Origin of the sequence: Nonomuraea sp. CA-141351, assembly GCF_050944675.1 — a bacterium.
GTDB lineage: Bacteria > Actinomycetota > Actinomycetes > Streptosporangiales > Streptosporangiaceae > Nonomuraea.
In genome coordinates, this window is record NZ_CP191982.1 from 2145960 (window position 1) to 2161769 (window position 15810).

Genomic DNA, 15810 nt, shown 5'->3' on the forward strand with positions numbered 1-15810 from the left:
CTTCCGATCCCCGTCGTTCACTCCGTCACGGATCCCAGACCGGCCATGGACGCGCTGGGGGCGGAGTTGGGCGTGTCCTCGCTCTCCGGGTACACCGGGTACACGTGGCTCGACTCGGGCGTGGGGCGGGCCGACGGCGCCTTCTGCGCCCGCGCCGGGCCCCCGCCGAAGTGCGTGCTCGACAGCCCGCAGTTCTGGAAGTCGCTGTAGAACATCCGCAGCCACTCCCTCCGCTGGTGCTCACTCAACCATGAGAACCACGACGCGGCGTACTGGTGCTCGGGCAGCGGGCCCCCGGGCAGCGGCTCCCCGCGCAGCCACGCCATCACGATCTCCCGGTAACCGTCCGCCACCGTGCCGGGGCAGGGGGCGGCCAGGGACTCGATGTACTCGTACGCGGCCTCCTCGGCGAACCCCGCCGAGAGGTCGGGCACGTGGATGGGCGCCAGCCCGTTCGACGGCTTCAGCTCCTCCTCCAGCGGCCGCTGCTCCACCCGCGTGAACGCCGCGGGCGTGCCCGCCAGCCGGGAGGCGATCTGCGTGAACGTCGCCCCCAGCTCGGTCAGCCCCGCCCGCATCCCCGGATGAACACACACAGTGATCGGCCAATCCTGGCAGCTGTACGCGATGTCCACGGCCGCGGCCGGCTTCGGCTGGGCCAGCACCCGCGACACTCCCATCCCGGCCGCCAGCACGGACAGCAGCGCGCACGCCAGCACCAGGGCCTGCCTGGTCACCAGCGCCGCCCAGCCGAGCAGCAGCGCCGCCGTGATGCCGAGCAGCCAGATCGTCTGGTCGAAGAAGGGCGCCCCGCTCAACCCCTGGAACAGGTCGTACGGCTCCCCGGTGCCGGGCGCCAGCTTGTCGGCCCAGCCGCGGTCGTCGGCCAGCCACGAGAACAATCCGTAACAGGCGAGCCCGGCCAGCGGCGGCGTGAACGCCTTGGGCAGCAACCACCCGGCCACCCATCCGATCACCGAATACAGGGCCAGACCCGCCATGCCCATGCCCAGCCCGGACAGGCTCAGCCGCCCCGCCTGGTCGGTGAGAACCGTCTTGACCGCCAGGATCAGCACCGTCGCCCCGAACGAACCGACGACCACCACCACGATGGCCAGCGGCGCCTTCAGCGCCCGCCACGTCGTGAGCGACCGCCCGCGCAACGCCCTGCGCTTGCGCAGCGCCACCCAGGCCGCGAAGGCCGCGGCCACGGGCCCGGTCAACCGCAGCGAGCCGATGACGGCGGCCACGATGTTCTCCCACGCGTCCACGCCGGGTATCAGGACGTTCCACGCCGCGACCAGGCCGAGAGCCATGAGCACGGCAACCGTGACGGCCGCGCTGTGCTTCAGCTCTTCTCGTGAAACGCCCGCGTGCTCACGCACGCTTTTCCCTGTTGACGTTCATCAAGCACCCCCCGTGCCCCTCGGCAAGACGAAAACGATCAGTCCGGCCCGTCCCCACAGGCCGATGGACTTGGCTTTCGCGTCACCATGTGTACGAGAACCATAACTGAGCGTGATGATTGACGTCCGGATTCTTGGTCAAGCGGGGATGCCTGTCGCTCCAGGTCACCGGACGAACCGGGATGACCGGCGCGCTAGCGTATGCGCTGTGTCACAGCCCAAGCCGCTCAACCTGCCGTTCGACCCCATCGACCGCGCCGCGGAGAGCTGGCGTGCCCACTTCGGGCCCTCCGCCGCCATGGCCGCGGTGACCTCGATCATGAGAGCGCACCAGATCCTGCTGTCGCAGCTCGACGCGCTCCTGAAGCCGTATGACCTGACCTTCGCCCGATACGAGGCCCTGGTCCTGCTGACCTTCAGCAAGACAGGAGCGCTTCCGCTGTCGAAGATCGGCGAACGGCTCATGGTCCACCCCACAAGCGTCACGAACACGGTGGACAGGCTGGAGAAGTCCGGGTTCGTCACCCGGCTGCCCAACCCGCGCGACGGGCGCGGCGTGCTCGCCGAGATGACCAAGGCCGGCAGGGACGTCGTGGAGCGGGCCACCCGTGACCTGATGGACGCCGAGTTCGGCCTGACGATGTACGCCGAGGACGAACTCCACCGGATGTTCACCCAGCTGCGCACCCTCAGGGTGGCGGCGGGAGACTTCCAGGAGGGCGACGTGTGACTTTCAACAGGGCGGCGGGTGACTTCGTCACCTCGACGATGCGGCAAGATGAAGAGCATGGCGGACTTCTCTAAGCCCGGGTCGCTCTACGGAGCGATTGACCTGGGCGCGCGCAAGCAGGCCCTTGAGGCGCAGGCCCGGCGGGAGGCGGCGGGTCCCCAGGCGGCCTCGTCGGCCTCGGTCGTCGACGTGACCGAGGAGACGTTCACGACCGAGGTCATCGACCGATCGATGACCGTGCCGGTGATCCTCGATCTGTGGTCGCCCAGAGCGCCGGGCAGCGCCCAGCTCAGCCCGGTGCTGGAGAAAGTGGCAGGCGACCTCGGTGGCAGGGTCGTGCTGGCCAAGGTCAACGTCGACACCAACCCGCAGATCGCCCAGGCGCTGCGCGTACAGGCCGTGCCGACCGTGCTGGCGATCTTCCAGGGGCAGGCCGTCACCGGCTTCCAGCAGGTGCTGCCCGAGCAGGAGGTGCGCCGCTGGCTCGACGAGCTGATGGGCGCGGTCGAGCAGTTCTACCAGGCCAACCCCGACGCCCGGCCCCAGACGGCACCCGAAGGCGAGGAGGGGCCCGCGGAACCGCCCGCCGACCCCGACGTCGTGGCCGCCGAGCAGGCCATCGAGGACGGCGACCTCGACGCGGCGGCGGCGGCCTACCAGCGGCTGCTGGCCCGCGCGCCGGGCAACGAGGACGCCAAGATGGGCCTCGCCGGCGTCAATCTGATCAAGCGCACCGAGGACGCCGACCCCGCCGACGTCCAGCGACGACTGCAGGACCCGGCCGACATCGACGCGCAGCTGCTCGCCGCCGATCTGGAGATGTTGTCCGGCTCGGTCGACGAGGCGTTCGACCGCGTCATCGCCGTGGTCAAGCGCACCTCGGGCGACGAGCGCGACAAGGCCAGGCGTCACCTGCTCGGCTTGTTCGACGCGTTGCCGGCCGAAGACCCATCTTTGGCGAGAGCGCGTAGAGCTTTGGCAAGCGCACTGTTCTAACCTGGGTCTATGCGGATCGTCACCATATCCGCGACATACGGCACGGCCGGCAGTCAGATCGGCCCGGCCGTCGCGGAGCGTATCGGTGTGCCCTTCGTCGACCGCGCCATCCCCAGCGCCGTGGCCCAGGAGCTGGGCTGCACGCTGGAGGAGGCGCTGGCCCACGACGACCGGGCCGAACACGGCCTCGGCAGGCTGCTCTCGGGAGCGATGCGGCTGCCCACGGTCACATTCGGCGGCGTGGACATGTACGTGCCGGGCGCGATGCCGCTCGCGCCCAAGGAGTTCGTCCGCCGTACCGAACGCATGCTCAAAGACATGGCCCTCGACCAGGGCGGGGTGTTCCTCGGCCGGGCGGGGGCCGTGGTGCTGGCCGACCACCCGGGCGCGCTGCACGTCAGGCTCGACGCGCCGGTCAAGCGCAGGATCCGGCAGACGGCCACGCTCGGGGGGATGAGCGAGCGCGAGGCCCGCAAGATCATCGAGGACAACGACCGCGCCAGGGTGGCCTACGTGCGCCACTTCTACAGGGTCGATCCGACGGATCCCTGTCAATATCACCTGGTCATCGACAGCACCACGATCCCCGTTCCGACATGCGTCGACCTGATCGTCGCGGCGGCCGAGGCACTGGATTGACCTGGGGAGCCCTATCATGGGGGAATTCTTGGTCAGTCCCGAAGGAGCGATTGACGTGGCGACCGTCCCGAGTGTGTCGTACTCCATCACTGTGCGTCTCGAGGTGCCGGCCGGCGGCAAGGCCGTCAGCCAGCTCACCCACGCCGTAGAGTCGGCAGGGGGTGTCGTCACAGCCCTCGACGTGAGCAACGCGGGCCATGAGAAGCTCCGTATCGACGTGACCTGCGCCGCCAGGGACACCGACCACGCCCAGACCATCGTCGACCAGCTCGAGGCGGTCGAGGGCGTCGTCATCCACAAGGTGTCCGACCGCACGTTCCTCATGCACCTCGGCGGCAAGATCGAGATGAAGTCGAAGGTGCCGCTGCGCAACCGCGACGAGCTGTCCATGGCGTACACGCCGGGCGTGGCGCGCGTGTCGATGGCCATCGCGCGCAACAAGGAGGACGCCAGGCGCCTGACCATCAAGCGCAACACGGTGGCCGTCGTCACCGACGGCTCGGCCGTGCTGGGGCTGGGCAACATCGGCCCCGAGGCCGCGCTGCCGGTGATGGAGGGCAAGGCGGCGCTGTTCAAACGGTTCGCGGGCATCGACGCCTGGCCGATCTGCCTCGACACGCAGGACGTCGACGAGATCGTCCGCACGGTGCAGGTGATCGCGCCCGGGTTCGGCGGGATCAACCTGGAGGACATCGGCGCGCCGCGCTGCTTCGAGATCGAGCGGCGGCTGCGCGAGCTGCTCGACATCCCCGTCTTCCACGACGACCAGCACGGCACGGCGATCTGCGTGCTCGCCGCCCTCACCAACGCGCTGCGGGTCGTCAACAAGAGCATCGAGAGCGTCAAGATCACCATGGCGGGCGCGGGTGCGGCCGGCAACGCCGTGCTGCGGCTGCTGCTGGCGGCCGGCGCGCGCAACGTGGTCGTCTGCGACTACCTGGGAGCCGTGCACCGCGGGCGCGACGACCTCGACGAGTCGCTGCGCTGGATCGCCGACCACACCAACGCCGAAGGCTACTCGGGGGATCTGCGGGGGGCGGTCAAGGACGCCGACGTCTTTGTGGGGGTCTCGGCGCCGGGCATCCTGACCGGTGACGACATCGCCACCATGGCCAAGGACGCGGTGGTGTTCGCGCTGGCCAATCCGGAGCCCGAGGTGTCGCCCGACGACGCCCGCGAGCACGCGGCCGTGGTGGCCACGGGGCGGTCCGACTATCCCAACCAGATCAACAACGTGCTGGCCTTCCCGGGCGTCTTCCGCGGGCTGCTGGACGCGCAGGCGGGTGGGGTGACGCAGGAGATGCTGCTGGCCGCCGCCGGCGCCCTCGCCGCCGTCGTCACGCCGGAGGAGCTGGGTCCCAACTACATCATCCCCAGCGTGTTCCACCCCGACGTGGCGGCCGCCGTCGCGGCCGCGGTGCGCGAATCCGCCGGGGGGCGCGCCCGCGGCTTCACCGAGGCGTAGATCTCCATCTCGTAGCTGTGCGGCGGGGTCTGGCCGGGTCCGCCCGCCGCACGTGGCGGGTGGTTTTCCATCTGTTACGGCGGAGCCGGCTTGGCGCCGCCCGCCGTCCAGGTTGAGCGCCTCCAGGGGGACGCCCGCTGACCCGCACGTGGCCGGCCACCGTTACGGCGGTCCTTTGACCGGCTCCGTGGCTCCCACCGGCCCGCCGTATGCGGTGTGCCGCCTGGTTCCGTGGTTCCCGCCGAGCCGCAGCATGCGTTGTGCCGCCGGTTCGCGCGCCACGCCGCACGCGTTGTGCCGAGTCCCGCCGCGCGCCCTCTCTCCCCACCGGCGCCCGAAACGTGCCTGTCCGCCCTTGGCCTGCGCGTCGGTGTGGTGCGGTGGGCGGAGGGTTACGCGGTCTGGGCCGTGACGGCGGGCATGAGGCGGTAGGTTTCCTGGAAGACCAGGTTGTGGGCGTCGCCCGCGGCGATCACTCGCAAGGTGTCGAGCTGCGCCTCAGCGTCCGCCGCGTCGAAGACGTTCATCGGCCAGTCGCCGACCGTGTTGCCCCGCAGGTGCGGGTGGTGGAAGTCGCATCCGTAATGGGCCACGATGGCGATCGGCTGGACGTGGCAGGCGCGCTGCTCCGGCCACGTCAGCGACCACATCGCGTTCAGCCCGCCCTCGCGCGACCGGGTGACCCCGCTCGCCACCACTTCGCCGGTGCCGAGCAGCAGGTCGGCGTTGACCTCCTCGAGGGCTCGGCGCGCCACCGGGTCCAGCAGCTCGGTGGCCCTGGCGAACAGGTGCTCCTTGTCCTCCCGCGAGACGGCCTGGCCGTGGATGCCGTCGCGAAGGTCGCAGAAGTGACGGATCAGGGCTTCGTTCATGGGAGTACACATGCCACCCCCCTTCCCCGCCGCCGGACGGCCAGACCACTTCTGCGAGCGGTCAGGCGGCCACGGGAGTGGGCGCCCCGTCGGTCCCGGCCAGGACACTCTTCTATATCCGGCGCGCTCGTGGCGGCCCAGGATCAGCCGAGCAACTCCTGGATCCTGGCCCGTACGTCCTGAGTGTCGAGGCCGCGGACCGTGAGCGTCGTGCGGCGGCGTACGACGTCGTCCACCGTGGCCGCCCACTCGCGGTCGCGCGCGTAAACCGCCTGGGCCCAGATGTCGGGACCGTCCGGGTGAATGCGCTCGCCGAGCGCGGGTTCGTCGCGGATGAGCCGGGCCAGGTCGAACGCGATCGAGCCGTAATGCGTGGCCAGGTGCCTGGCCACCAGTGGGTCCATGCGCGCGCCCGGGTCGCGGTCGGTCCACAGGCGCATGGCCACCGCGTCCGGGCTGGCCAGGCCGGGGAGCGGCACGGCGGGCAGGATGTCGGCCAGGTCGTCGCCCAGCGGCAGCCCCGGCAGGTGCGCGAGTGTGTCGAGGACGTGCTTGCCGATGTGGCGGTAGGTGGTCCACTTGCCGCCCGCCACCGAGAGCATGCCGCCCGAGCCCCTGGTCACCACCGTCTCCCGTTTGGCCGCAGCCACCTGGCCGGGGCCGCCGGGCAGCACCCGCAGCCCGGCGAAGGCGTAGGTGATGTCCTCGCGTCTGAGCTGGGAGTCGTGTACCGCGTGGCCGGCCTCGTCCAGGATCTGGGCGATGTCGGCGTCGGTGGCGCTCACCGCGGCGGGGTCGCCCTCGTATGCCTCGTCCGTGGTGCCGAGCAGCAGGTGGTCCTCCCATGGAATGGCGAACGACACCCGGTACTTGTCAATCGGCGTGGTCAGCGCGGCCTTCCACGGCTCGTGGCGGCGCAGGACCAGATGGGCGCCCTTGGACAGCCGGATGCTCGGCGCCGCGTCCGGGTCCTCCATGCGGCGCAGGTGGTCCACCCATGGCCCGGTGGCGTTCAGCACGAGCCGGGCGGAGACGCCGAACTCGGTGCCGTCGAGCCGGTCGCGCAGGTCGGCCCCAGTGACGGTGCCCGCGGCGGTGCCCGCGACGGTGCCGCCCGTCTTGCGCAGTCCGACGACCTCGGCGTGGTTGAGTACGACGGCGCCCGCGTCCACGGCGGCCCGGACGGTCATGACCGCGACGCGGCTGTCGTTCATCTGGTGGTCGCCGTAGACGGCGGCGGCACGCAGCCCCTCGCTCCGCAGCGCGGGGACGCGCGCCATGGCCTGGTGTGGTGTGATCACCTTGCCCATGCCGTCGCCGAACACCGACAGCGCCGAGTACAGGAACACCCCCGCGCCCAGCTTGGCGGCGCCGTGCGGCCCGCCCTTGTAGATCGGCACCAGGAACGTCAGCGGTTTGACCAGGTGCGGTGCGATGTCGGCGGCCAGGGCGCGGCGCTCGCGGTGGTTTTCGGCGACCAGCCTGACGTTGCCGGTCTGCAGGTAGCGCAGGCCGCCGTGGACGAGCTTGGAGGAGGCGCTGGAGGTGGCGCCGGCGAAGTCGCCCGCGTCGACCATGGCCACCCGCAGCCCGGCCTGCGCGGCCATCCAGGTCACCGACGTGCCGAGAATGCCGCCGCCGATCACGAGCAGGTCGTAGGCGGTGCGGGAGAGCTCCTCACGGGTCTCCACCCGATCAGCGCCGGTCGTGGTCCTCATTTCCAGACTCCCTACTGCTCGACCCAGTCGAGGGTGCGGGCCACGGCCTTCTTCCAGTTGCGGTATTCGTGCTCGCGCGCGGTCTCGTCGATGGCCGGGCGCCACTCGGCGGCCTTGTGCCAGTTGGCGCGCAGGCTGTCGATGTCGGGCCAGTAGCCGGTCGCCAGCCCGGCGGCGTAGGCGGCGCCGAGTGCGGTCGTCTCGGCCACCATGGGCCGGATCACCGGCACCGCGAGCACGTCGGCGAGCGTCTGCATGAGCAGGTTGTTCGCGGTCATGCCGCCGTCGGCGCGCAGCGTGGTCAGGTCGAGCCCCGAGTCGGCGTTCATCGCGTCGACCACCTCGCGGGTCTGCCACGCCGTGGCCTCCAGCACGGCCCGCGCGATGTGCCCCTTGTTGACGAACCCGGTCAGCCCCGCGATCACCCCGCGCGCGTCCGACCGCCAGTGCGGCGCGAACAAGCCCGAGAAGGCCGGTACGAAGTAGCAGCCGCCGTTGTCGTCGACCGTCCTGGCCAGGGTCTCGATCTCGGCCGCGCTGGAGATCAGGCCCAGGTTGTCACGCAGCCACTGCACCAGCGAGCCGGTGACCGCGATGGCGCCCTCCAGGGCATAGGTGGCTGGGCCGTCGCCGATCTGGTAGCCGACGGTGGTCAGCAGGCCGTGCTTGGAGACGACGGGCTCCTGGCCGGTGTTCATCAGCAGGAAGCTGCCGGAGCCGTAGGTGCTCTTGGTCTCCCCGGGCGCGAAGCACGTCTGCCCGAACAGCGCCGCCTGCTGGTCGCCGAGCGCCGAGGCGACCGGCACGCCTGCCGCGGTGTGCCCGTAGACCTCGGCGGACGGGCGGATCTCCGGCAACATCGCGCGGGGCACGCCCAGCGCCGCGAGCAGCTCGTCGTCCCAGGCCAGCGTGTGGATGTTCATCAGCATCGTACGGCTGGCGTTGGTCACGTCAGTGAGGTGCCGGCCGGTGAGGTTCCACAGCAGCCAGCTGTCCATCGTCCCGAACAGCACCTCGCCGCGCTCGGCCCGCTCCCGCAGCCCGGGGACCTCGTCCAGCAGCCAGCGGATCTTCGGTCCGGAGAAGTAGGTCGTCAGCGGCAGCCCCGCCTTCTCCTTGAACAGCTTTTCGTGCTCGGCCAGCGCCCGGGTCAGCGGGGCCGTGCGGGTGTCCTGCCAGACGATCGCCGGGCAGACGGGCCGGCCCGTCGCCCGCTCCCACAGCACTGTGGTCTCGCGCTGGTTGGTGATGCCGAGCGCGCCGATCTGGCCGTCCTCGATGCCGGCGCCGCTGACCGCCTCGGCGAGCACGCCCTGCACGGCCTGCCAGATCTCGCCCGCGTCGTGCTCCACCCAGCCCGGCCTCGGGAAGATCTGGCGGTGCTCGCGCTGGGCGACGGAGATGATGTTGCCGGCCTGGTCGAAGACGATGCAGCGGCTGGACGTGGTGCCCTGGTCGATGGCTGCGACGTAGTGAGGTCGAGGCACGGGGTTCCTCGCTTGGTTCAGGTTCGGCAATGCCGAACGAATGCTATTTCGTGGCCTTAGGGATGTTCAAGTGAGCGGGTGATGGCGCGGGCGGCGTCGCGTACGTACGAGACGAACTCCATGTGCAGGGCGCCGTCGGTGGCCAGCCGCTCGACGGCGCCGCGTATGCCGATGGCGCCCACCACCAGGCCGCGCGGGTCCTTGATGGGCGCGGCGATGGCCACCTCGCCCTCGGTCAGCTCCTCCATCTCGGCCGCCCAGCCGCGCGTCCTGACCAGGTCGAGCTCCTTCTCCAGCGCCGCGGGGTCGACGACCGTGTTCTTCGTGTACGGCTGGAGCGGCGGTGCGGGCGCCTCGCCGTACGGATCGTGGGCGAGCAGGACCTTGCCGAGCGCGCTGGCGTGCGTCGGCAGGTAGGTGCCCACCTGGAGGGCCTGCAGGCTGTCGTCGGGCCGGAACACGTGGTGGATCACCAGCACGTGACCTTCGTGGAGGGTGCCGATCCAGGCGCTCTCCCTGCTGCGCCCCGCCAGGGCGTCGGCCCAGTTGATGGCGCGGGTGCGCAGCTCGTTGACGTCGAGGTAGCTGCTGCCCAGGTGGAGCAGCGTGGCGCCGAGGCGGTACTTCCCGCTGGCCTGGTCCTGCTCGACGAACCCGACGTGGACCAGCGTGCGCAGGATGCCGTGCAGTGTGCCCTTGGGCAGGCCCAGCGCCCTGGCCAGCTCGGCCACCCCGAGCCGGCGTGGTCCTGAGGCGAGCAGGCGCAGGATCGCCGCCGCCCGCTCCACCGACTGAATCGTCTCTCCCACACCCGCACCTTAGCGCAGGTGTGTTCGGTATTGCCGAACGAATCTTGGGGTGGAACCGATCACCTCATGTCCGCGTCCAGGAGGTGGGGGAAACGCGATGTTGATCCTTAATGGAATGGAAGTTCCGTTAGAATGGAACGTTGCGACAAGGAGACTAGATGGACCAACCTTCCCGTTCGGCGGGAACTGTGCGGCCCGGTGGCCGTACGGCGAGAGTGCGCGCCGCCGTCATGGAGGCCACGCAGGATGAGCTGGTCGAACACGGCTTCCATGGCCTGACCATGGATCAGGTGGCGGCCAGGGCGGGCGTCGGCAAGACCACGGTCTACCGGCGATGGGGGAGCAGGGCGGGCCTGGTCGCCGACCTCATGACCGAGCTGGCCAACCAGTCCACGCCCCATGCCGACACGGGTGGCGTCGAAGGCGACCTGCGGGCCAACGCCCTGTCCGTCCTGGGGGCGATCAACGATGGGCGCCTCGGGGCCACGTTCCAGGCGGTGATCGCCGCCGCCACCAGCGACGATCAGGCCGCCGGCGCGCTGCGCACCTTCTACCTGCGCCGGATCGAGGAGTGGGCCAACGTCGTGGAGTTGGCCGTCAAGCGGGGCGAGCTGCCCGAGGGCACGGACGGCGGCGAGGTGATCCGGGCGATCTCGGCGCCGCTCTACTACCGGCTGGTGGTCACGAGGGAGCCGGTGACCCGGGAGGACGCCGAGCGGTCGGTGTCGCGCACGCTGGCCGCCGCCAGGGCCGGGGCGTTCGTCGTACGGGGGATGGAGGGGGAGTCCTAGGGGGTCGAGCGCGGCCAGATGGAGCCGTACCACCACAGGATGCCGCCCATCACGATCAGGCCGCCCGCCGTGGCCAGCTTGGCGATGAGGTCGGTGGGCGGGCCGGTGAAGGGCAGGTTGCCGCGGTGGTGACCCCAGGGGCAGTCGTTCCTGACGCGGCTGGAGTCGATGAGCGTGCCCGGCTGACGGTCGTTCAACGAGTACGCCTCGATCTCGGCCGCACTGCCCTTCCGCACCCGGACCTGCCTGGCGATCGTCTTGCGTGCCGGGATCGAGCCGGTCGCCACGCTCTCCCCGTCGGCCTGGAGGTCGAAGCGTATGGCTTCGGAGGTCTGGTTGTGGAGCGTGACCTCCGCGCGTCCCGAGCGGCAGCCCACGTCGTCCACCGTCAGCGTGAACGGGTCATCGCGGTCCGGCCACGCCTGCGCGCTCTTGGGAAGGAGCGGCGCGGCGCACAGTGCGACAGCGGCCAGGACGATACGCGTTCCTATGCGCATGAGCTCCCCCCGAGCATGATCTTTGCTACGTAAGGTGCCCAAGCGGGCACGAAAAGTAACATCGGCGGACTAGGGGAGCGCAGACTGGTCTGGACCCTTCATGATGGAGGTATGGCGGAAGCGATCTACGTCGGCGGTTTGTTGGTGGCGACGCCGCTTCTCGATGACCCGAACTTCCGGCGTAGTGTCGTGCTGATCCTCGAACACGACCACGACGGCGGGACCCTGGGTGTGGTGCTCAACAGGCCGAGCGACATCTCGGTGACCCAGGTTCTCCCCGTGTGGGACCCCTTGGTGACCGGGCCGCCCGTGCTCTTCGAGGGCGGGCCGGTGCAGACGGACAGCGCGCTCGCGCTGGCGGCGGTCCCCAGCGGCGAGGAGCCGCTCGGCTGGCGCAGGCTGCACGCGGGCACCCCGGCCGTCTCGCGGCTGGGCACGGTGGATCTGGACGCGCCGCCCGAGATCCTGGAGGGGGAGATCGCGCAGATGCGCATCTTCGCGGGGTACGCGGGATGGTCGTCCGGCCAGTTGGAGAGTGAGATCGCCGAAGGCGCCTGGTACGTCGTCGACTCCGAGGCCGGCGACACCTTTCATCACGATCCCCGGGCGCTCTGGCGGCACGTGCTACGGCGCCAGCCCGGCGAACTGGCCTTCGTGGCGACCTGCCCGGAGGACCCGACGATGAACTGACGACCCGGCGGTCCGGCCCCTCAGCAGTCCCAGCCGGGCCGCAGCGAGCGTTCGGCCAGTTCGATGGTCTCCGCCATCCGCCGCGTGATCTCCGGCAGGGTCGCGTCGCGGCGCGGGCACTCGAAGCCGACGCGCATGGTGCACGAGGCGAACGCGACGATCAGGTGTGAGAGCTGGTCCTCGTCGGGGTCCACGCCCCGGCGGGTGGCGATCACCTCGACCAGGCGGCGCTCGGTCTCCGCGCCTCGGGCCACCGACAGCCCGACCAGGCGCGGATGGCCTTCCAGGAGCCGCCGCATCTTCAGGAACCTCTCCGCGTCCTCGGGCGTTGAGCTCATGACGTCGTGCAGGACCGCGCGCAGCGCGTGCGTGAGCGACGTGAACGCAGGCTCGTCCTCGGGGCGGGAGGCCAGGGTCTCGAGCAGGATCTCCTCGCCGTGGTCGTGGAACCACAGCACCAGGTGATCCTTGCTGGTGAAGTAGCGGAAGAATGTACGAGGAGAGATCTCGACGGCCCCCGCGATCTGCTCCACCGTGGTCGACTCGTATCCTTGTTCGAGGAAGAGGTCGAGCGCGGCGTCGAGGATCGCCAGGCGCGTCTTCTCCTTCTTGCGTTCCCGAAGACCCACAGTGGCCACTCCCTCGAAACCTTTCTGTCACAGTGTGCCATAAGTCATACCGCGACGATTAAAAATCGATTGTGATAAGTCATCCTCTGACATAGATTACCTAGTGTTTACGAGATCTATGCCCCGGTGGGGGCTTACTTAGGGGGACTTCATGGCTCATGCGAAGGCGGTCGACGCGCCGTCGTCGCTCGGCCCCGCTAAAACGGGGACAGCGGGCAACCCGTGGCTCGTGCTGCTGGCGGTCAGCCTGGGCGTCATCATGGTCATGCTCGACGGCACGGTCGTGGGCATCGCCAACCCGTCCATCCAGGTTGACCTCAAGGCCTCGCTGTCCGACTTGCAGTGGGTGACCAGCGGTTACCTGCTGGCGCTGGCGGTGTTCCTGATCACCGCCGGCAAGCTGGGCGACCTGTTCGGGCACAAGCGCGTCTTCCTGATCGGTGTGGCCGGCTTCGCCCTCTCTTCGGTGGGCATCGGACTCAGCGCCGAGCTCGCCGACATCATTCCCGGCCTCAGCCCGGTCGGCGCGCTGATCGCCCTGAGGGTGCTGCAGGGCCTGTTCGGCGCGCTGCTCCAGCCGGCCGCCCTGGCGCTGCTGCGTGGAGCGTTCCCCGGCGAGAAGCTCAACCAGGCGATGGGGGCCTGGGGTGCGATCATCGGCCTGTCCAGCGCCGCCGGCCCGATCGTGGGCGGCCTGCTGGTCGAGAACGCGAGCTGGGAGACGGTCTTCTTCATCAACGCCCCCGTCGGCCTCGCCGCCCTCGTCCTGGGCACGATCCTGATCAAGGACAACCGCGCGCAAACGCTGGCGAGGATCGACTGGCTCGGCGTGCTGCTGCTGTCCGGCGCGATGTTCTCGCTAGTCTGGACGATCATCAAGGCTCCCGAGTGGGGCTGGGGCGACAGCACGACGCTGACCTTCATCGCCGTGTTCGTGGTGCTGGTCGGCGCGTTCATCTTCTGGCAGAGCAGGGCCAGCCAGCCGCTGGTGCCGCTGTCGCTGTTCAAGAACGCCTCGATCTCCATCGGCACCGTGCTGATGATGATGGTCGCGTTCGCCATGTTCGGCGCGATGTTCTTCCTGGGCTTCTTCTTCCAGGGCGTGCACGGCCTGTCCCCGCTGGAGGCGGGCCTGCGCATGCTGCCGATGAGCGCCGGCATGATCTTCGCCTCGCCGCTGGCGGGCATGGCGATCGGCAGGCTGGGTCCGAAGATCACGATGGCGGCGGGCCTGGTGATCACCGCGATCTCGATGTTCCTCATGTCGCAGCTCAGCATCGACGCGTCGTTCATCGAGAGCGGCATCCCGTTCGTGCTGCTGGCCTTCGGCATGTCGCCGGTGTTCGTGGGCGCCACGGAGATCATCGTGGGTAACGCCCCGGTTGAGCTGACCGGCGTCGCGGGTGGCGTGCAGCAGTCGGCCATGCAGGTCGGCGGCGCGCTCGGCACCGCGATCCTGGGCGCCGTGATGGCCGGCGAGATCTCCGACAAGCTGGCCGGCTACCTGGGCCCGGCTGCCCAGGCGATCCCGCCCGCGCAGATGACGGCGCTGGAGAAGGCCGCCGCGTTCGGCGCCGTGCCGCCCGGTGTGCCGCAGCAGATCGGCGACGCCGTGCACAACTCCTTCATGGACGGCATGCACCTGGCCTTCCTGGTGAGCACCGGCATCGCGCTGCTGACCGCCGTGCTGACGCTGTTCGTCAAGTCCGGCAGGAAGACCGAGGGCGCGCCGGTCCACATGGGCTGACCTCGTCTTTCACGTACGGCCCTCGCCACGTGGCGGGGGCCGTACCGCTGTGTGGGGGACCAGGGCGCGTGCGGGCATAAACTCGGTGGGGTGAGCAGCACGAAGATCCTCCCAGAGCAGGAGACCACGCCGCGGACGTCGCACGGCGATGGCGATCACGAGCGATTCGCCCACTACGCGGACAAGCACAAGATCACCGAGAGCATGGTGACGGGCACGCCCATTCGCGCCCTGTGCGGCAAGGTCTGGGTGCCCAGCCGCGATCCCAAGAAATATCCGGTCTGCCCGGAGTGCAAGGAGATCTACCAGGGTCTGCCCGCGGGTGGCGGCAAGGGCGGCGACGACAAGCAGTGAGTGTTGCTGAGCGGTAATCCCTCCACGTCGAGTTACGGTCGGTAGCCAGACCAGCTCATGTCGTAGTGGGGGATTGCATGGCCCGGCGCGTGACCGCCGTCTCGTTGGCGTGCCTCCTGGCGGCCGGGCTCACGCCGCCGCTCCGGGTCGAGGCCGCGCAGGCGGCAGTTTGCGCCGCCGCCCATGCCTTGCGGGTGCCGTGGCCACGTTCGCCCAAGCCGGAAGACGTGGCCAGGGTCATGACCGAGGTGACCAGGAGGCTGGCCGGCATCACGCCGCCCGCCCGGATCACCGTGCCCACCTGGGTCCACGTCATCACCGGCGGCGTGCGCCCGGTCTCCGACCAGGACGTCGAGGCTCAGATCAAGACGCTCAACTCCGCGTACGGCGGTGTCTACGGCGGCGTGGACACCGGCGTGCGCTTCAAGCTCGAGGGCGTCACGGTCGACGAGAACGCCGTGTGGTTCACCGACCCCGTCGGCAACGAGCGGCCGATGAAGGTGAAACTGCACCGCGGCGACGCCACCACGCTCAACCTCTACATCGCCCAGCTCAGCACGCAGATGCTGGGCTTCTCGAGCTACCCCTTCTGGTACGACGAGTCCCCCGGCCTCGACGGCGTCGTGATCGACTGGCGCAGCCTGCCCGGCGGCCCGCTCTCCAACTACAACCGCGGCTTCACCGGAGTGCACGAGATCGGGCACTGGCTCGGCCTCTTCCACACGTTCGAGAACGGCTGCACGATGCCCGGCGACGGCATCGCCGACACCCCGATGGAGGCCAGTCCGACCGAGGGCTGCCCGCCGGGCAAGGACACCTGCTCGAACCCGGGCACCGACCCCGCGCACAACTTCATGGACTACGCCTACGACCGCTGCATGTCGGAGTTCACGCAGGAGCAGGCGGAGCGCATGCATCAGATGTGGGCGGTGTACCGGCACGCCCCGGTGACCTAGGTTTCCGGCAAATTACGATGTGTG

General features: G+C 69.8%; 16 protein-coding genes. 9 read left to right on the plus strand and 7 right to left on the minus strand.

What is annotated here, in order from left to right:
- Window positions 1-17 precede the first annotated feature (17 nt).
- The gene (locus tag ACQPWU_RS10600) at window positions 18-1385 is read right to left on the minus strand and encodes a hypothetical protein (protein WP_433438668.1); all 1368 of its coding nucleotides are present in this window, start codon (window positions 1383-1385) and stop codon (window positions 18-20) included.
- A 229-nt stretch (window positions 1386-1614) separates the two neighbouring features.
- Here ACQPWU_RS10600 and ACQPWU_RS10605 point away from each other — a divergent pair, with 229 nt between their 5' ends.
- The 4 genes from ACQPWU_RS10605 to ACQPWU_RS10620 are packed head-to-tail and all read left to right on the plus strand — an operon-like array spanning window position 1615 to window position 5236.
- On the plus strand, window positions 1615-2136 hold the full coding sequence (locus ACQPWU_RS10605; protein WP_433438670.1) for a MarR family winged helix-turn-helix transcriptional regulator: 522 nt from the start codon (window positions 1615-1617) through the stop codon (window positions 2134-2136).
- A gap of 57 nt (window positions 2137-2193) precedes the next feature.
- Window positions 2194-3132 carry a tetratricopeptide repeat protein gene (locus tag ACQPWU_RS10610; RefSeq protein ID WP_433438672.1) on the plus strand — a complete coding sequence of 313 codons (939 nt, stop codon included), beginning with the start codon at window positions 2194-2196 and terminating at the stop codon, window positions 3130-3132.
- 9 nt (window positions 3133-3141) lie between these two features.
- Window positions 3142-3771, plus strand: a complete 630-nt coding sequence (locus ACQPWU_RS10615; protein WP_433438674.1) for an AAA family ATPase — start codon at window positions 3142-3144, stop codon at window positions 3769-3771.
- Between the two features lie 55 nt (window positions 3772-3826).
- The gene (locus ACQPWU_RS10620; RefSeq protein ID WP_433438676.1) at window positions 3827-5236 is read left to right on the plus strand and encodes an NAD-dependent malic enzyme; all 1410 of its coding nucleotides are present in this window, start codon (window positions 3827-3829) and stop codon (window positions 5234-5236) included.
- Window positions 5237-5628: 392 nt separating this feature from the next.
- On the opposite strand, the gene ACQPWU_RS10625 is transcribed toward ACQPWU_RS10620, so the two are convergent.
- From ACQPWU_RS10625 to ACQPWU_RS10640, 4 genes are all read right to left on the minus strand, one after another.
- On the minus strand, window positions 5629-6108 hold the full coding sequence (locus ACQPWU_RS10625) for a hypothetical protein (RefSeq protein ID WP_433438678.1): 480 nt from the start codon (window positions 6106-6108) through the stop codon (window positions 5629-5631).
- A 143-nt stretch (window positions 6109-6251) separates the two neighbouring features.
- Window positions 6252-7826 (minus strand): glycerol-3-phosphate dehydrogenase/oxidase, encoded by a 1575-nt coding sequence (locus tag ACQPWU_RS10630; RefSeq protein WP_433438680.1) that lies wholly within the window; start codon window positions 7824-7826, stop codon window positions 6252-6254.
- 11 nt (window positions 7827-7837) lie between these two features.
- Complete coding sequence (glpK, locus tag ACQPWU_RS10635) at window positions 7838-9313, minus strand: glycerol kinase GlpK (protein ID WP_433438682.1); 1476 nt, start codon at window positions 9311-9313, stop codon at window positions 7838-7840.
- Between the two features lie 56 nt (window positions 9314-9369).
- Window positions 9370-10122, minus strand: a complete 753-nt coding sequence (locus ACQPWU_RS10640; protein WP_433438684.1) for an IclR family transcriptional regulator — start codon at window positions 10120-10122, stop codon at window positions 9370-9372.
- 158 nt (window positions 10123-10280) lie between these two features.
- Between ACQPWU_RS10640 and ACQPWU_RS10645 the strand changes: the two genes are divergently transcribed.
- Entirely contained in the window at window positions 10281-10913 is a 633-nt protein-coding gene (locus tag ACQPWU_RS10645; RefSeq protein WP_433438686.1) for a TetR/AcrR family transcriptional regulator, read from the plus strand.
- Here ACQPWU_RS10645 and ACQPWU_RS10650 read toward each other — a convergent pair.
- A complete protein-coding gene (locus tag ACQPWU_RS10650) occupies window positions 10910-11410 on the minus strand; it encodes a hypothetical protein (protein ID WP_433438688.1) in 501 nt (166 codons plus the stop codon). The genes ACQPWU_RS10645 and ACQPWU_RS10650 overlap by 4 nt on opposite strands.
- 111 nt (window positions 11411-11521) lie before the next feature.
- Between ACQPWU_RS10650 and ACQPWU_RS10655 the strand changes: the two genes are divergently transcribed.
- A complete protein-coding gene (locus ACQPWU_RS10655; protein ID WP_433438690.1) occupies window positions 11522-12100 on the plus strand; it encodes a YqgE/AlgH family protein in 579 nt (192 codons plus the stop codon).
- A gap of 20 nt (window positions 12101-12120) precedes the next feature.
- Here ACQPWU_RS10655 and ACQPWU_RS10660 read toward each other — a convergent pair whose 3' ends face one another.
- The gene (locus tag ACQPWU_RS10660) at window positions 12121-12729 is read right to left on the minus strand and encodes a TetR/AcrR family transcriptional regulator (RefSeq protein WP_433438692.1); all 609 of its coding nucleotides are present in this window, start codon (window positions 12727-12729) and stop codon (window positions 12121-12123) included.
- 151 nt (window positions 12730-12880) lie between these two features.
- On the opposite strand from ACQPWU_RS10660, the gene ACQPWU_RS10665 reads away from it, so the two are divergent.
- The 3 genes from ACQPWU_RS10665 to ACQPWU_RS10675 all read left to right on the plus strand — a co-directional run bounded on the left by ACQPWU_RS10665 (window position 12881) and on the right by ACQPWU_RS10675 (window position 15786).
- Entirely contained in the window at window positions 12881-14476 is a 1596-nt protein-coding gene (locus ACQPWU_RS10665; protein ID WP_433438694.1) for a DHA2 family efflux MFS transporter permease subunit, read from the plus strand.
- Window positions 14477-14566: 90 nt separating this feature from the next.
- Window positions 14567-14830, plus strand: coding sequence for a DUF3039 domain-containing protein (locus tag ACQPWU_RS10670; RefSeq protein ID WP_360690070.1), 264 nt, complete (start codon window positions 14567-14569; stop codon window positions 14828-14830).
- A gap of 77 nt (window positions 14831-14907) precedes the next feature.
- Window positions 14908-15786 carry a zinc metalloprotease gene (locus ACQPWU_RS10675; protein ID WP_433438696.1) on the plus strand — a complete coding sequence of 293 codons (879 nt, stop codon included), beginning with the start codon at window positions 14908-14910 and terminating at the stop codon, window positions 15784-15786.
- The last annotated feature ends 24 nt before the right edge of the window (window positions 15787-15810 follow it).

What these genes read in the sequence shown, in the direction of transcription:
- ACQPWU_RS10610 (WP_433438672.1), top strand. Translation starts at nt 2,194, where the DNA reads ATGGCGGACTTCTCTAAGCCCGGGTCGCTCTACGGAGCGATTGACCTG.
- ACQPWU_RS10630 (WP_433438680.1), bottom strand. Translation starts at nt 7,826, where the DNA reads ATGAGGACCACGACCGGCGCTGATCGGGTGGAGACCCGTGAGGAGCTC.
- ACQPWU_RS10655 (WP_433438690.1), top strand. Translation starts at nt 11,522, where the DNA reads ATGGCGGAAGCGATCTACGTCGGCGGTTTGTTGGTGGCGACGCCGCTT.
- ACQPWU_RS10615 (WP_433438674.1), top strand. Translation starts at nt 3,142, where the DNA reads ATGCGGATCGTCACCATATCCGCGACATACGGCACGGCCGGCAGTCAG.
- ACQPWU_RS10650 (WP_433438688.1), bottom strand. Translation starts at nt 11,410, where the DNA reads ATGCGCATAGGAACGCGTATCGTCCTGGCCGCTGTCGCACTGTGCGCC.
- ACQPWU_RS10675 (WP_433438696.1), top strand. Translation starts at nt 14,908, where the DNA reads ATGGCCCGGCGCGTGACCGCCGTCTCGTTGGCGTGCCTCCTGGCGGCC.
- ACQPWU_RS10665 (WP_433438694.1), top strand. Translation starts at nt 12,881, where the DNA reads ATGGCTCATGCGAAGGCGGTCGACGCGCCGTCGTCGCTCGGCCCCGCT.
- ACQPWU_RS10645 (WP_433438686.1), top strand. Translation starts at nt 10,281, where the DNA reads ATGGACCAACCTTCCCGTTCGGCGGGAACTGTGCGGCCCGGTGGCCGT.
- ACQPWU_RS10625 (WP_433438678.1), bottom strand. Translation starts at nt 6,108, where the DNA reads ATGAACGAAGCCCTGATCCGTCACTTCTGCGACCTTCGCGACGGCATC.